Source organism: Paenibacillus sp. KN14-4R, assembly GCF_052180255.1.
GTDB lineage: Bacteria > Bacillota > Bacilli > Paenibacillales > NBRC-103111 > Paenibacillus_AM.
This window is the reverse complement of the sequence record NZ_CP197466.1, coordinates 752,528-766,503: the sequence shown is the minus strand read 5'-3', so window position 1 is coordinate 766,503 and position 13,976 is coordinate 752,528. Positions and strand designations below refer to the sequence as shown.

Here is a 13,976-nt window from a genome sequence, read left to right as displayed (position 1 = left end):
TGAATTATTATCCTTCAATAAATGCAGTCACTTCAATTTCTACCAATGCATCTTTCGGCAGACGTGCGACTTCAATGGTACTTCTAGCCGGATAATTGTCCTTGAAATAAGTGGAGTATACTTCATTCACCTTTGCAAACGTATTCATATCTTTCAGAAAGATAACAGTCTTAACAACATTCTTCAAATTACTGCCTGCAGCTTCCAAGATAGCGGTTACATTCTCTAGCGATTGTTTCGCTTGCTCTTCGACGGATTCAGGCATCTCATTTGTTTTAGGGTTAATTGGGAGTTGACCGGAAACGAAAACGAGGTTTCCAATTTTAACAGCTTGCGAGTAGGGTCCGATTGCTCCTGGAGCGTTTTCAGTTGAAATTGTTGTATGCATGTGATGTCCTCCAATGTGGATTAATTATCATAATGATAATTTATTATTACGATGATTTTATTTTAATACATGTTTCTCACGATTACAATACTTTTTTGAGAATTTTTTATTGAAATAATAATTTTTTATTGATAGACTCGGAATATGAGATAATGAAAGCAAAGGAGTGGTATAAGTGGAAGATCCAGGTACTCTCACGAAGTATATCCCGGTTGTTCATTTTATTGGTGAAATCTTGGGTAAGAATTGCGAGGTTGTGCTGCACGATGTGACAAAGCCGGATAACTCTATCGTTGAGATTGTTAATGGACATATTAGTGGTCGAAAAGTGAACGGTCCAATTACGGACCTTGCTTTAAAAGTTATGAAGGACAAAAACTATAAAGACAAACATTTCATATGCAATTACGAAAGCATAGGCAAGAGCAAGAAGCCTTTTCGTTCTTCGAGTTATTTTATAAAGGATGAACATAATGAAATCATCGGTATGATCTGTGTAAACGTCGACCTATCCGATCTTATATCGGCACGAAATGTTATTGAAGATGCCATTATGCTTGCCAATTTTACAATCCCGGCTAACAACGAACCTAATCATACGGAGAAGCAAAAATCGGCGTTGGATCTTAACGTGCTGGAAAGCTTCGAGGACAATATCGAAGATCTTCTCTTATCGTTGATTAAAGGAGTATTATCTGAGAGTGAAATCACGCCTGAGCGAATGTCTCCTAAAGAGAAAATCGATGTCGTTAGAAAGCTTAACGAAAAAGGGGTTTTCTTGCTTAAAGGGGGCGTAAGTGAGGTGGCCAAGCATTTGGAAGCTTCCGAAGCGACGATCTATAGATATTTGAATAAAATAAAATAACGAAGCCATAAGCTTATCTCCGTTCATCGGGGATGAGCTTTTCTTTTATTCTTAAATTTGCTGCATACCTTTTTCAACCCTTGACTCTCGAGTTTTGGATTGTTTGGGTCTCGAACATTGGTGAACCGAATCTGGCGCGCCGCCTATGGATGCATCCACTTAAATTCTTCGGTCAGCATAGGTTCAATTGTACTGCTTTTTTATGGATTGATTAATTTATGTACAGACTCCAGTAAATCTGTTCATAAATATGACAATTCATTGAACAACGCGCTTAAACCACACTTGTTTTATCGGAATTGTTAGAAAATTAAAACTATCTTAATAATTTTTGTGATAGTATATATTTGTAAAACAAACCATAAATATACTAGGAGGAAACAAAATGGAGAGAAACAAGTTCAAGAAAGTTTTACGCATTTCCGCACTGGCATTAGCAATCGTATCACCCGCCCTTGCAGCACAGCCAGCGACTGTGTCAGCAGCGGCGACAAGCCCTGATTGGAGCTTGGGGAATTATGGGATTGACTTCATTAATGAAGATCAAACGAACGGCATCTTGAAAGATGGATCGTTCCGTCTATCAGCCCCTTACACGACTGGTAGTCATAATTCTACTGTAGGTTACAAACTTGACGGCGTACAATATTACGCTCCGCTTCAGATTGGTCCCCCTGGTCCAAGTGGACAACCTACTACAGTTAAAGCATGGACGCCAGTGATTCCGCTGACGACAAATGGCAATCATACGATTGAATTTTTCGTATCAGGCGGTGATATCGGTGGAACCAAAGTAATTAACATCAGCGTAGATAGCAATGGTTCTGTTGCAAGTCTAACGCACAATTAATGCAGTCGACTTTCCATCAGGCATAATTATTTTATAATAAACTGCTCCTTCGCCCAAAATGGGCAAGGGGCGGTTTTTTTTTAGTGTACACTTCTCTATTTATTTGGTTCCTTGTTTTAAAAGTCTTCTTTAATCTCATCTGTTGGATCCCATATTGACCAAGCAGCTTCTAATAGATTTCCTTCATTGTCTCTAAAATAAAAATATTTCGCCTCTCCTGCCCCAAGTGTATGTATTGCTTCTACTTCAACTCCATTGTTCTTTAAGTATCCATGAGTAAATTCAATATCCGAGCAATTTAAAGCCATGATTGGAAATGGTTTTCCATTCCTTGATATTTCTAATGTCTTTCTGTCTTCCGTCTCAATTAGTAATAACGCTATTGAACTCTTATGAGGATGATGTAATACAGCTAAAAATGAACCTCGATCCTGAAACCTATTCATCAACTTTAATTCTAAGTTCTTCGTATACCACTCAATTGACTCATCAATCTTTGTAGTCGGAACATAAACATTACCTATTCGTGTAAATGTAAATTCTTTATCCATATAAGCAGCTCCTTTGGTTTTATGGTTTTAGAAATATTGCATCCCTTTCATATAACGTTTGTTTTCACGAACCCTCACTGGCTTAAGCAGCATTAGCTGCGGGTCTGTCGGACTTAGCCAGTGCAGAGTTATTCGCTGAATAAACTTATAACGTCACCGTATTCACGAACCCGAGAGGCTTAAGTGAACCGAAGGGAACGGGTCGTCAGAATTAGGCTCGCAGTGGTTGTCCGACTGATTATACCCTCGGCACTTCTAATACGGTCGGACCAAGGGCGCCAGACAGCAGTGTTAATTCGGTGTTAAATGAAGTTACTGACTTCTTGATAAACTCTCAAATCGGTTTTAGTCTTTTAGAATGAATTGTATTACTGCTTAAACATCTGTAATTTGAATCATATTCAAGCTTAACCACTCCTATTTCAATAATTTTGCTTCTTAGAGGTTTAAAATCTCTATAACAATACTTCATTCCTTCTAAGATTTTATCTGAAGAAAGCTTAATCGCTAATGTACAGTGAGGATCCCATTGCTCTGGTATATAATACTGATTGGCAAACTCCATTAATTCGTTAAATTCTTGATGATACTCTTTATGAAGTCTTAATAAAGTTTCTGTTACGGTTGGATCAATAAATAATGTACCCGATGTTGGAAAAAAAGCCAGAACATCGAATTTCAAACTAACTTCATGAACATTCTGAAAATAATTCGTGAAGTGCTTCAAATATAAACTAAATTTCGGAATGTCTTCATAGACTGCTAATGTTATATGGGGTCTTAAACCAATAATGTCATGCATTTCAGAACTAATATTATTATCTCTTAATTCTTTCCATATGTTTTTTACATGTTGTTCAAATGGAGCTTCGAAAAATAACTCGATTGCGTACATTTCATCATCCTTCTTTTATTTTTTATAATCAGTTTCCCAGCAATTCCATCTAACGTTTTTGTATCTACGAACCCGAAAGGCTTAACGCGCATTTGCTCCGGGTGGCTCCGCCACTTAGCCTTGCAGGGTTGTTCGCCTGACTCCACATCTCCGAAATTCCTCTGGCGGACCAAGGGACGTAAATCCCGCATCTGGAAAACTGTGTTAGCTGATGTGTGCGGTACCTTTTCGAATCACTTACTTAAATGTGTTCTTAAAAATTCAACAACATTCATAAAAGCACTTTGAACTATAGAATCTTGAAACTTATGATCAAACACATGATCAGCGCCTTCTATTGTTATTAACTTAGTGTAGACTCCAATTTCTTTGAGTTTCTCATACATTATTACTGATTGTTCGTAGGGTACATCCGTGTCTTGATCACCATGAAGAAAAAGTGTAGGAGGATAATCTATCGAAATCATATCAATTGGATTGTAGCTAATTAACATATCATTATCATTAATTCGGTCCATTCCAGTTACCTCTTTTACCCATATTCCTTGTTGACGACAATATAGATAAAAATTGAATCGTTCCCAAGGACCATTAGTTATTTCCATATCCCCTACATATTCATAGGCACTATTTCTATCAATAGTTGGCTTCCTACAGTAAAACTCACTAGGTTGAGCGTACCATTCACCAAGAATATCTCCATATCCATAAAAAGAAACTATCGCTTTTGGTTTTATTTCCATTGTGCCAGCTAATAAGCTAAGGTACCCGCCAGCAGAACTACCAATTAAAGCAATATTATCAGTATCAAAATCATATCCATGAATTGCTTTAGCCTTAACCCAATTGATTGCGTCTCTTATATCCTCGATAATTAAATCAATTTTCGTTTCAGGAGCTAGTCGATAATCTATGCTAACAACGCTAAATCCTTCTCTTGTGTAATAATCAATCTGTTCTGACGGCAACCAAGTTCTAGTACCAAAAATCAATGCGCCCCCATGAATATATATAATTACTGGAGTACGGCTACCTTGGTAATACACATCAGCACTAATTGAACTATACTTCAGTTCCTTATAGATTTTTGTTTCTTTCATCTTCAAGTTTCCTCCTCTGTCTTTACCGCATTTCTGCTAACGTTCTTGTATCAACGAACCCTCACTGGGTTAAGGCAGAGTTGTCTGGCTGATATTACTTCTCCGAAATCCCCCTGCCAGACCAAGGGCGTTATCCCGCAGCGTAGATACGATGTTAGCTGATGCCCCTTCTTCTTCGATTATGCCTACAAACTACTTTATAATTTTTTATTAATAAATTCCTTTCTTCTAAAAATCGTGTAAATCAACACAATACCTGAAAATATAAAGTTACCTATAAAGGGCTGACTGTTACTTTGAATAGCCAAGTAAACACTAACAATTGAAAAATAACAACTATATAAAACCATTAACCAGAATCCAATAACAGTCAGCTTTAGATACAAATACGATAATATTAATGTAAATGCAGCCAACACGACTCTCATAATACCTTCTGGTACCCAAGAAAGTCCCATTCTCATTGAGACACTAATCTCGTCTGCTGGAGAACTAAAAAACAACGATACTAACAGAACAATTGCTCCAAAAACATAAAAATAACCAATCAAAGTTACTCCAAATGGATTGCGTTTATTAATTTTATTTCAGTCCTTTCAACTCAAGTGAATTAAATATAATAAACGTAATTTACCTATATGGTTTAAGGGGTTTCAGCTAACGACGAACCCGAGAACCTTAAGGCCCGTAGGACCGGCTGCTACGCGGTTAGGTTTGCAGGGTTGTCCGCCTGACTCCACCTCACCGGAAATCCTCGGGCGGACCAAGGGAACGTAAGTGACCGTAGTGTGAATACGATGTTAGCTGATGCCTAGGCCATCTCTGAGCCCATCAACGTCATTTATATGTTATTTCGATCCCTTTAAATTTTGATGTTTTTTTAAAGTTCTCCCCTGAACCACCAATAACAACAATGTTTTTCGGTTCTTGCCAGATAAGTTGAAATTCACTATTTGATATAAAAATGTTTCCCCGATCATTCTCCAACTCACTACCATGTTTAATCAACGACAAATGAAAACTGTCGCCGGTTGTTGCTCCACAATCCCTCTTAAAATATACCGCTTCATAGAGTCCATTCCTAGGTTGTTCAACTTTATTTATAATCGTATTTCCACATAGCCCGGACACAATCTCACTGCCAAACTTAAAAGAATAAGTAAAAATGATTCCTATCACCAATAAAATTGAAGAAGTAAATACTAATAAACTTCGTCTAACAATTTTTTTCTTTTTCTGTTTTAAATCACTCTCGAAATCATTATCCATCTCATGTACCCCGCGTTCATAATTGCCTAGGTTTAGCTAACGTTGTTGTATTCACAAACCCGAGGGGCTTAAGGGCGCTTGCGCCCGGGTCCGACGGACTTAGCCAGTGTAGGGTTATCTGCTGATTTCGCTTCTCTGTAATTTCCTCTTTATCAGATTACTATGCCTTCTTCGAGCTACAAACACTTATTCTTTACAGTTTTTCGTTAATAATTTGTTAGGATTCTCTCCCAATCTCTCATAGGATAACATCCAAACTCCTTCAACTTTAAACACTCTATATTCTAATTCTGTATTTTCATTAAGTCCTATCATATATTGAACAGTATCATCTTCTAACTGTTTGGTTAATATAATTCTATAGGAACTGATAGGGTTCTTAGATAGTTCTTCTTCAAGTCCATTAATTTTTTCATCTAATGATTTACTGCAATCCAAAAACATCAGTGAGGTAGCAGTTTTAGCGTCTTTATCAACAAGAGCTTTCATAAAATTATTAATAACTCCATCAGGTGTTTGTTTGTTATTATTTTGCTGTGATCCAATATACCACGTTGATATTAATACAATCAGAAACACAGTTACTAATATAGCCAATATTTTCCTGTTTTTAAGTGTGCTCATATTTACCCCATTTCATAGATTTCTGATAACGTTGTTGTATTTACGAACCCGAAAGGCTTAAGGCAGCTTGCTGCCGGGTGGCTCTGCCACTTAGCCTTGCAGGGTTATCTGCCTGAATTCACCTCTTCGAAATTCCTCAGGCAGATCAAGGAGCGTAAGCCCCGCAGTGTAAATAGGTTGTTATCAGATGTGATTTCCTTCTTCGAGTTACTCTACAACGCACTTCATTAGTTACTTCATTTCTCTTCGTTCTTTACATTTCTTTATAAAACTCTACTCCTAATGCGCCGCAATCCCTTTGATCAAAACCTAACCTAGAGTCGGCTCTTGAATTATTTACCATGTACTGATCTTAATGCTTCATATTTCATGTTACACTTTTCTGTAGGGTAACCTAGCATGAATCACTAACTCACTATTTATATCAGATTTTACTATATTTACATTTCTTGTTGTATTGAATTAAAATAATATCCCCTTTTCTTAGCTAGAAAGTGCTTAGAAAAAGGGAATGTATTTTGCGCAAGAAAAGCTTATTATATACGTTGAATAAATCGAACATAAGTTATCGCTTATAGTCAGGCTTTTCCAGAGTAATAGGATTCGGATTGCTGAGTACCCAATGCACTGCCAGTTCGCACAGTCTCGTAGGTTCATCACTACCATTTCCGTTGTGAAGTTCTTTCACTAATGTTACTGCCTCCTGAAGTGCAGTGGGATTTAATGGTGTACCCGAACTAAAGTAATGTATCAAAATATTGAGCATTTTACGATATTGATTATCCCAGTTGATACCGCCATTATCTAAAACTTCGTATGACACTTTACCCGTAATACGGATAACCTCACCCTGTACGGTTTTCGCATGTCCGTTTGAAGGAATGAGTAAACTCCAGAGTTCATTATGTTGCGCCTGCCAACCCTTTGTTGATACTGTTATTGAAGAGGCGCCGTCGTGCGTCTTTCGCTTTTCTACTGGGGTAACATCAAATAGCTCATATAAACGTAAAAGTGCCTCATCGGTTTGATTCAAATATTCTTTATTAAAGCCTTCTCTGTGAAATTCAAAGTCGTTTCCGATTCGCTTAATAGAGTCTATCATTTCCGGAGTTACTGTTGTTCCTGCGTTAAGCAAAATATCGGCAACTTCCGCGATATTGACAATATCCGCGTTTCTGCACCGTGCCAAAGCTTTTTCTAATGGAGTCTGTTTCATCTTATTTTCTACGCTGATATTTGCGCCATTAGTAACCAACGTGTGAACCGCATTTGGTTTAAATGAACCTGCGGCGGCAAATAAAGGTGTCTCGTTTTGATAATCAACGGCTTCTATATCTGCACCCAAATCAAGCAGCAATTCAGTATTACCGCACCAACTTACTACATGTTCATGCAAAGGCGTTCTTCCGTAATTGTCTCTTGCATTTATATCAGCACCCTGTTCCACGAGCCAGCGAACCAATTCATTCGGTATTTTGAAAAAGCTCAAGGCAGTTGATTTACTGTAACCACCACGCGCATCCAATTCGCATTGGGTAAATACCTTTTTTAATGCTGATATGTCGCCTGCTTTAATTAGTTCATCAAAATTTTTCGGTAAGGTTTTTTTCTTCTTGACCATGTGCTTTCTCTCCTTACGTCAGAGTATATAAATTTTCTTCAACACCATGTACATTCTGGATTTTACCATCATTTCATTTCTTGTAGTATTAATAATTGCTTTTGAAATCAAGTTTCTGTAACATATCTTTTAACATTATCTTGCAATCATTTCTGATAACGTTTCCCGTATTCACGACACCGAGAGGCTTAAGGCGACGATGTCGCCGGGTGGCTTCGCAGGGTTGTCCGCCTGATTCCGCTTTTACGAAATCCCTCGGACGGACCGAGGGCCGATAGGCCCGATGCGTGAACATGATGTTATCTGAAGTTCAGTTCTCCATTGAATAACTATAATAAATCCTTTACCATATGCACTTCATATTCATTTCTATCATATTCTTTATACTCATATTTCTTATAGAAAGAAATTGCATCATGCCAGGAATTTGTCGTTTCTAACACAATTTTCTTGAATCCTTTAGCTTGTGCTCTTTTTTCAATCTCTTTTAACATTTTTTGAGCTATCCCTTGTCTTCGATATTCTTTTTGTACTGACATTCTAACAATTCTTCCTGTATCAGCCTCTTCACGAATTAATGCACCAGTACAAACAACTTTTGTATTTATTCTGCCAACCAAGAAGAGATTCCCTCTACTATTATAATTAAGGACAATTTCATTGAGATCTTGATTTAATGATTTATCCAATAATCCAAATCTTTCTTTTAGTCCAGCTAAAACAATATGTTTAGCATGTTCTTGAGTTTCTTTACTTACTTCTTCGATTACAAGAGTTTGATATACTTCTTTCAATTGAGGTCACCATCCAAGAATTGCTTAATTAGAATTTAACAGAATTTAAGATAACGTTTCTGTATTCCCGACGTCCCACTACAAGGCCCGTTAGGGCCGGCCGCGAGTGCGGTTAGGTGGTGCGGATACGTCGCCTGACTCCACTTCCCTGCCTATACCTCTTGCGACCAAGGATCGCTTGCGATCCGCTGCGGGAATATGATGTTAGCCGATGCCATTGCCCTCTTCGATAATCTTACAAATCTGATTTACCTGGTTTCCATCCTGTTTCTTGTGACCAAATATGAGCTTTTTGTAATATATCCCATACAATCGGACCTTTACCTTCAACATATTTAGGGCGTTCATTCTTAAATAATTTCATTAAATGATGTTTCTCTTCAGCATATCTCCAACAATCCTCTGCGTGTTCTCTCAAATAATCTCTAAAAAGTAATGTCATTTGTTCTGAGAAACTTCCTAACTGCCTGACATGAACATGAGTTCTTCTATATCCAGGCACTTCCCTGAAGTACTTCTTAGTTTTGTCGGGGTTTTCCTTGCGTAAAACAAATCCTATATCTTCAATTTTATCTTTAAAGGCTAAATCGTCCTCGAAATTCAAAACTGAGATCTGAATATCTATTATTGGTTTTGCATCTAATCCAAAAACTGAAGTCGATCCCACATGATCTATCCGAACTGCCAATTCCCCTAAAGATCTCCTTAATTTCGATCCAGTTTCAAGGAACAGATCTCTCCATTCTGGATCATGTTTCGCAATTCTCCATTGATCTCCCATAAGATACTCCTTTTTGTAAAAAAATCATTGCAATGGTTTCGGCTAACGTTTCTGACGACGCCGAGAACCTTAAGGCAGCTTGCTGCCGGTCGCAGCGTGAATTTGTTGTTATAAGATGGTGGGGGCTTCTTTGGATATACGTGCTAAATTCTTTCATCTATAATATGTTTTCTTTTATTTTCCTGATTCTTAAGTTCATTTCTTAACATTCTTATTTCATGTATTAAATCATCGTACTTTGATGCTGTCCTCGATGAATCGATTGCATGTCTTATAATAAAAAATAAAATTATAAGCCCTAGAATCCATAAAAATAATGAAATAATTATACCATCCATTATATATCCCCCCCATAATTAAGGATTTAACTAAAATTACCAATTAATATAATTTAAGTGGTATTAATTTCTTATCCCTTCTATTCGTATCATTCCTGTTATTTATGTCTATTATGAACAGGTATAGTAATGTAATTTATTAAAAGTCATCTAACCTGACAACGAGATAGTATATCTATAAAGATTTTGTTTTTAGAAGTACTTCATCCCTTCAATCTTCAGGTGATTTTGTCTAACGCTCTTGTATTCACGAACCCCGGGGGCTTAAGGCGCATAGCGTCGGATCGGAGACTTAACCTCGCAGGAGTGGTCTGCCTGATACGACTTCTCCGAATTGCCTCAAGCAGACCAAGGACCGTTAAGCATGCAGGTGAATACGGTTTATAAGATGTAGGTGCTATCTCCGATCATTCTTAAAAATTCTTGTTCTATTATATGTGTTGTTATACATTAAAAGGTTTTTAATTGTATTTCGATGGAATCTCTTTCTGCACCAAATCCACTTCGATAGTTTATTAGTCCTTTATTCTTTTCCCATGTTATTGTTTCATAATAACCGGTTTCTACCAGACTATTGTAAGATCGATACTCTCGTTTTTCTCCATTTACTTGTATAGATTGATGCCATCCTGGTTGGTCCACATCTAATCTATCCTCTAACTCAGCATCTTGACAGACCACCACACTATCATCAGGTACTAGGCCCAATTTCAATTTACTTGATTCATCTTCCCTTGTTCCCATTCGATATACTCTATCTTTCGTGACATAAAAGTACCCCAGCTTTAATCGTTCATTAGGAACACCTTCAATTGAATCAATGACCAATTCATAAAGTTTGCCATTCTTATAGGTAGACGATTCATGAACAGAAACATTAATATCCGTTTCTATAAATTCGTTGAAAAGAAATTTACCTTTATAGATGGCCTTCGTAACATTGTTCTTAAAGAAGAACGTATTCTCAATCGGATCCACAGTCATCGAATTGAGATTCTTGTCATCATAACTAGTCAATTGGACAGATTCCGATGATGGTATAACCGTCGTATCTGCATTCTTATTACAATCTGTAATTATTAAAAAGGTGGTTAAAAGAAAGATCGTTGAATATCTCCACACACTTGAGTCCCCCATTAAATACGGTTTTTAATCTTTTAGGTTTACGCCAATTTCTTATAACGTATTCGTGTTCCTGACGTCGATTCCCCTTAGATAGCTCTTATCTTAGGGGAATCTATGTGTCTGCCTGCTTCTACCTCCTTGATATACTTCTGGCAGACCGAGCGGCGATAGACGTGAAGCAAGAACACATTGTTATACGATGGAAATCTGAGTTACTTTCAAAATCACTTTATCTCATTCTCATGGATTACTCCGAACATTCCTGTCATTCCATTATGCTTATTAAAACCATATTTATTATAAAATGACTCTTTACCAGCGGCCGCAAACAAGCCTACAAATGATTTTTCTGGTGCATTTTCTTTTAAGAATTCAGTAATTGCCTTTAATATGATGTTACCGATTCCTTTGTTTTGATGTTCTGGTATGACAGCTACGTCTTGAATATAGAAATAGATCTTTCCGTCCCCAATTACTCTTCCCATTCCAACTATTTCATCTTTATATTGAACGACAACTCCAAATAATGATTGATTTAAAGATTCTTCTGCAACATCAAAATTCATGTAATCTTTCCAACCAACTGCATTACAAAGGTTTCTATATTCAGCAATAGTAGGCATTCTTTTAAGTGTTCTGTATTCGTTACTCATATACATCTCCGTTAATAATATAGTTTTTTGATGTTTCTCTATTACTCCATTGTCTTCACCCACAATAAACCTTAATCTTCGTTCTGTCGTATAACGTTCTTGTGTTCACGACGTCCCACCGACTTAAGGCACCAAAGGTGCCGGGCGCGGTGCGCTTAGTCAGTGCGGATGTGTCCGGCTGCTCCCACTTCCCCGAAATTCCTCTGCCAGACCGAGGGCGAATGCCCGATGCCTGAACATGTTGTTAGCTGTTGCAACTGTCCCCTTGAGATACTGACAACTGATTATTCCAATTCTTTAAAATCCAATCTTTAATTTGTTCTGCTACTTCTTCAGGCAAAAGCTCTGATGTATCAGTTATTTGCATTGGTGGGTTAAATGCAGTATTTGCATTGTGAACTAACCAATTCGCAAAGTTCTTATGATCTTCAATTGAGTTTTCTCCCCATCCTCTTGCCTTTAATCTTTCTTCACGAACAGAATCATTACAATGCAAGTTCATATAATAAATTCTATCAAATTTATCTTTATGGTCTGCCGTTTCGATGTTTTCCGGAATCATCGTTCCACAAAGCACTGTACCTCGACCACTTAAAGAAATACTATAAGCAATTCTCAACCAATTAGCTTTAGCAATTTGCCAATCAACATTATTAATAATGTCCAAATCGAAGACATCAAAATCAGGAAGCAACTTACGTACCAATGAAGATATTGTAGTTTTTCCTGTTCCACTGGCGCCGGTGACAACAAATAACGGCAATTTATTCATAGAATTTCCTCCTTTGTTTCGTTTTGTGGGTTTGTATAATGCATTACAGTTGTTTCAGCTAACGTTGTTGTATAGAGGCTTAAGGCGCTTTAGCGCCAGGTCGAAGACTTAGCCTCGCAGGATGTGTCCGACTGGTATAACTTCCTGTTACTGAAACTTCTTCGTTGTGATGTTTCTTCCTTCACTTCTGGCGGACCGAGGATCGCTTGCGATCCGATGCGAGAATACTGTGTTATATGATTGAGATGCCTTCTTTGAGTTACCCTACAATTCATTTTTACATTTACTAAATTGTTTCAAACTCTTTAATTCAAATCGTTATTTCATACTTTGATACATTTTTTGTAATATGGTAATATATATTTATTAAAGACCAAGTGCGTCAACACCTGGTCAGTACAATTGGCTTGGATGGTTGTTCCCTTCTGAGTCCAATAGGAACGAAAACCCACCTTCGGCTTCTAATCTTAGGGTGGGTTTTACTTTTTCTTGTTGTTATGATTAATGTATGTTAATAGAGCAAGAATGAACATTCCAAATAGGAACATAATCGTTATTGCATCTTTTACTTCCATGGCTTCACCTCCTTTCGAAGGGAAACCATGCCCACCCAAGATTCAATTGTAGTTATATTTTACCTTTATTCTCATTTGCGTACAAGTGTTCCTATGTGTTTTTGATTCATATTTTTATGGTTTTATGTCTGCATCCTTTTCATATAACGTTGTTGTATTTGCGAACCCGAAAAGCTTAAAGGAGCGTCAGCGGCTGGGTGGCTCCGCCACTTAGCCTTGCAGGGTTGTCTGCTGAATCCACTCCACCAATCCTTTCGAGCAGACCGAGGAGCGTACGCGACGATACGCAGATACGTTGTTATATGAAGTGGGGCTCCCTTGATATGCTTATAAAAACCGATTCTATTCTTTCCAATATGAGTATTGCCCTCCTGGGGTTGAAACAACTAAAAAGTTTCCTGATCCTTGCAATTGCCAGCCTTCATACCAGGAACTATCATGAAACAATTCTAAAATAACATCATTCTCAAAAATAATTACTAAATCAGAGATATCTTCATAATGAATTATTTCAACTATCGAGTTATTCAATATGTGCTTCTCAAAATCTAAATAAGCTTGCTTTTTTCGATTTTCAATTTTTGTTTCAGGTTCACCAACTAATATTCGATTTTCGTTTCTTAATCTCCAAGGGCATTCGATAGTCAGATGTCCAATATCAAAAATTAATATTGGATACATCCTGTTTATTTCATTGATCCTCTGACCTTTAAATGAAGAAAAATTAATATCGCTTTTTGGTCTATTCATTTTTATTTCTCCTTCATTTCAGCAT

The 13,976-nt window shown here is 37.2% G+C and carries 18 protein-coding genes; 2 read left to right on the top strand and 16 right to left on the bottom strand.

Translation table 11 applies throughout. The features are described 5' to 3' along the window. Positions 1 to 7 precede the first annotated feature (7 nt). Complete coding sequence (locus ACSBOP_RS03730; RefSeq protein WP_442603130.1) at positions 8 to 388, bottom strand: RidA family protein; 381 nt, start codon at positions 386 to 388, stop codon at positions 8 to 10. Between the two features lie 175 nt (positions 389 to 563). Between ACSBOP_RS03730 and ACSBOP_RS03725 the strand changes: the two genes are divergently transcribed. Together ACSBOP_RS03725 and ACSBOP_RS03720 are read left to right on the top strand one after the other, a co-directional pair. Further along, complete coding sequence (locus ACSBOP_RS03725) at positions 564 to 1,253, top strand: helix-turn-helix transcriptional regulator (protein WP_442603129.1); 690 nt, start codon at positions 564 to 566, stop codon at positions 1,251 to 1,253. 385 nt (positions 1,254 to 1,638) lie between these two features. Beyond that, entirely contained in the window at positions 1,639 to 2,103 is a 465-nt protein-coding gene (locus tag ACSBOP_RS03720) for a hypothetical protein (protein WP_442603128.1), read from the top strand. Between the two features lie 116 nt (positions 2,104 to 2,219). Here ACSBOP_RS03720 and ACSBOP_RS03715 read toward each other — a convergent pair whose 3' ends face one another. From ACSBOP_RS03715 to ACSBOP_RS03645, 15 genes are all read right to left on the bottom strand, one after another. After that, on the bottom strand, positions 2,220 to 2,654 hold the full coding sequence (locus ACSBOP_RS03715; protein WP_442603127.1) for a VOC family protein: 435 nt from the start codon (positions 2,652 to 2,654) through the stop codon (positions 2,220 to 2,222). 334 nt (positions 2,655 to 2,988) lie between these two features. Then, entirely contained in the window at positions 2,989 to 3,549 is a 561-nt protein-coding gene (locus tag ACSBOP_RS03710) for a 2'-5' RNA ligase family protein (RefSeq protein ID WP_442603126.1), read from the bottom strand. Positions 3,550 to 3,782: 233 nt separating this feature from the next. Beyond that, positions 3,783 to 4,649 carry an alpha/beta hydrolase fold domain-containing protein gene (locus ACSBOP_RS03705; RefSeq protein ID WP_442603125.1) on the bottom strand — a complete coding sequence of 289 codons (867 nt, stop codon included), beginning with the start codon at positions 4,647 to 4,649 and terminating at the stop codon, positions 3,783 to 3,785. A 197-nt stretch (positions 4,650 to 4,846) separates the two neighbouring features. Beyond that, entirely contained in the window at positions 4,847 to 5,200 is a 354-nt protein-coding gene (locus tag ACSBOP_RS03700) for a hypothetical protein (RefSeq protein WP_442603124.1), read from the bottom strand. Between the two features lie 286 nt (positions 5,201 to 5,486). After that, positions 5,487 to 5,918 (bottom strand): hypothetical protein, encoded by a 432-nt coding sequence (locus ACSBOP_RS03695; protein ID WP_442603123.1) that lies wholly within the window; start codon positions 5,916 to 5,918, stop codon positions 5,487 to 5,489. 186 nt (positions 5,919 to 6,104) lie between these two features. Then, the gene (locus ACSBOP_RS03690; RefSeq protein WP_442603122.1) at positions 6,105 to 6,542 is read right to left on the bottom strand and encodes a hypothetical protein; all 438 of its coding nucleotides are present in this window, start codon (positions 6,540 to 6,542) and stop codon (positions 6,105 to 6,107) included. A 565-nt stretch (positions 6,543 to 7,107) separates the two neighbouring features. After that, positions 7,108 to 8,163, bottom strand: coding sequence for an ankyrin repeat domain-containing protein (locus tag ACSBOP_RS03685; RefSeq protein ID WP_442603121.1), 1,056 nt, complete (start codon positions 8,161 to 8,163; stop codon positions 7,108 to 7,110). A gap of 329 nt (positions 8,164 to 8,492) precedes the next feature. Then, positions 8,493 to 8,957, bottom strand: coding sequence for a GNAT family N-acetyltransferase (locus tag ACSBOP_RS03680; RefSeq protein ID WP_442603120.1), 465 nt, complete (start codon positions 8,955 to 8,957; stop codon positions 8,493 to 8,495). A 235-nt stretch (positions 8,958 to 9,192) separates the two neighbouring features. Continuing rightward, positions 9,193 to 9,738, bottom strand: coding sequence for a GrpB family protein (locus tag ACSBOP_RS03675; RefSeq protein WP_442603119.1), 546 nt, complete (start codon positions 9,736 to 9,738; stop codon positions 9,193 to 9,195). A 143-nt stretch (positions 9,739 to 9,881) separates the two neighbouring features. Then, the gene (locus ACSBOP_RS03670; RefSeq protein ID WP_442603118.1) at positions 9,882 to 10,076 is read right to left on the bottom strand and encodes a hypothetical protein; all 195 of its coding nucleotides are present in this window, start codon (positions 10,074 to 10,076) and stop codon (positions 9,882 to 9,884) included. 450 nt (positions 10,077 to 10,526) lie between these two features. Beyond that, positions 10,527 to 11,198, bottom strand: coding sequence for a hypothetical protein (locus ACSBOP_RS03665; RefSeq protein ID WP_442603117.1), 672 nt, complete (start codon positions 11,196 to 11,198; stop codon positions 10,527 to 10,529). Between the two features lie 227 nt (positions 11,199 to 11,425). Then, entirely contained in the window at positions 11,426 to 11,854 is a 429-nt protein-coding gene (locus ACSBOP_RS03660) for a GNAT family N-acetyltransferase (RefSeq protein ID WP_442603116.1), read from the bottom strand. Positions 11,855 to 12,098: 244 nt separating this feature from the next. Continuing rightward, positions 12,099 to 12,626 carry an AAA family ATPase gene (locus ACSBOP_RS03655; protein WP_442603115.1) on the bottom strand — a complete coding sequence of 176 codons (528 nt, stop codon included), beginning with the start codon at positions 12,624 to 12,626 and terminating at the stop codon, positions 12,099 to 12,101. Positions 12,627 to 13,105: 479 nt separating this feature from the next. Continuing rightward, a complete protein-coding gene (gene comI, locus ACSBOP_RS03650; protein ID WP_235857441.1) occupies positions 13,106 to 13,201 on the bottom strand; it encodes a competence inhibitor ComI in 96 nt (31 codons plus the stop codon). A gap of 342 nt (positions 13,202 to 13,543) precedes the next feature. After that, positions 13,544 to 13,951, bottom strand: coding sequence for a DUF6188 family protein (locus ACSBOP_RS03645; protein WP_442603114.1), 408 nt, complete (start codon positions 13,949 to 13,951; stop codon positions 13,544 to 13,546). Between the last annotated feature and the right edge of the window lie 25 nt (positions 13,952 to 13,976).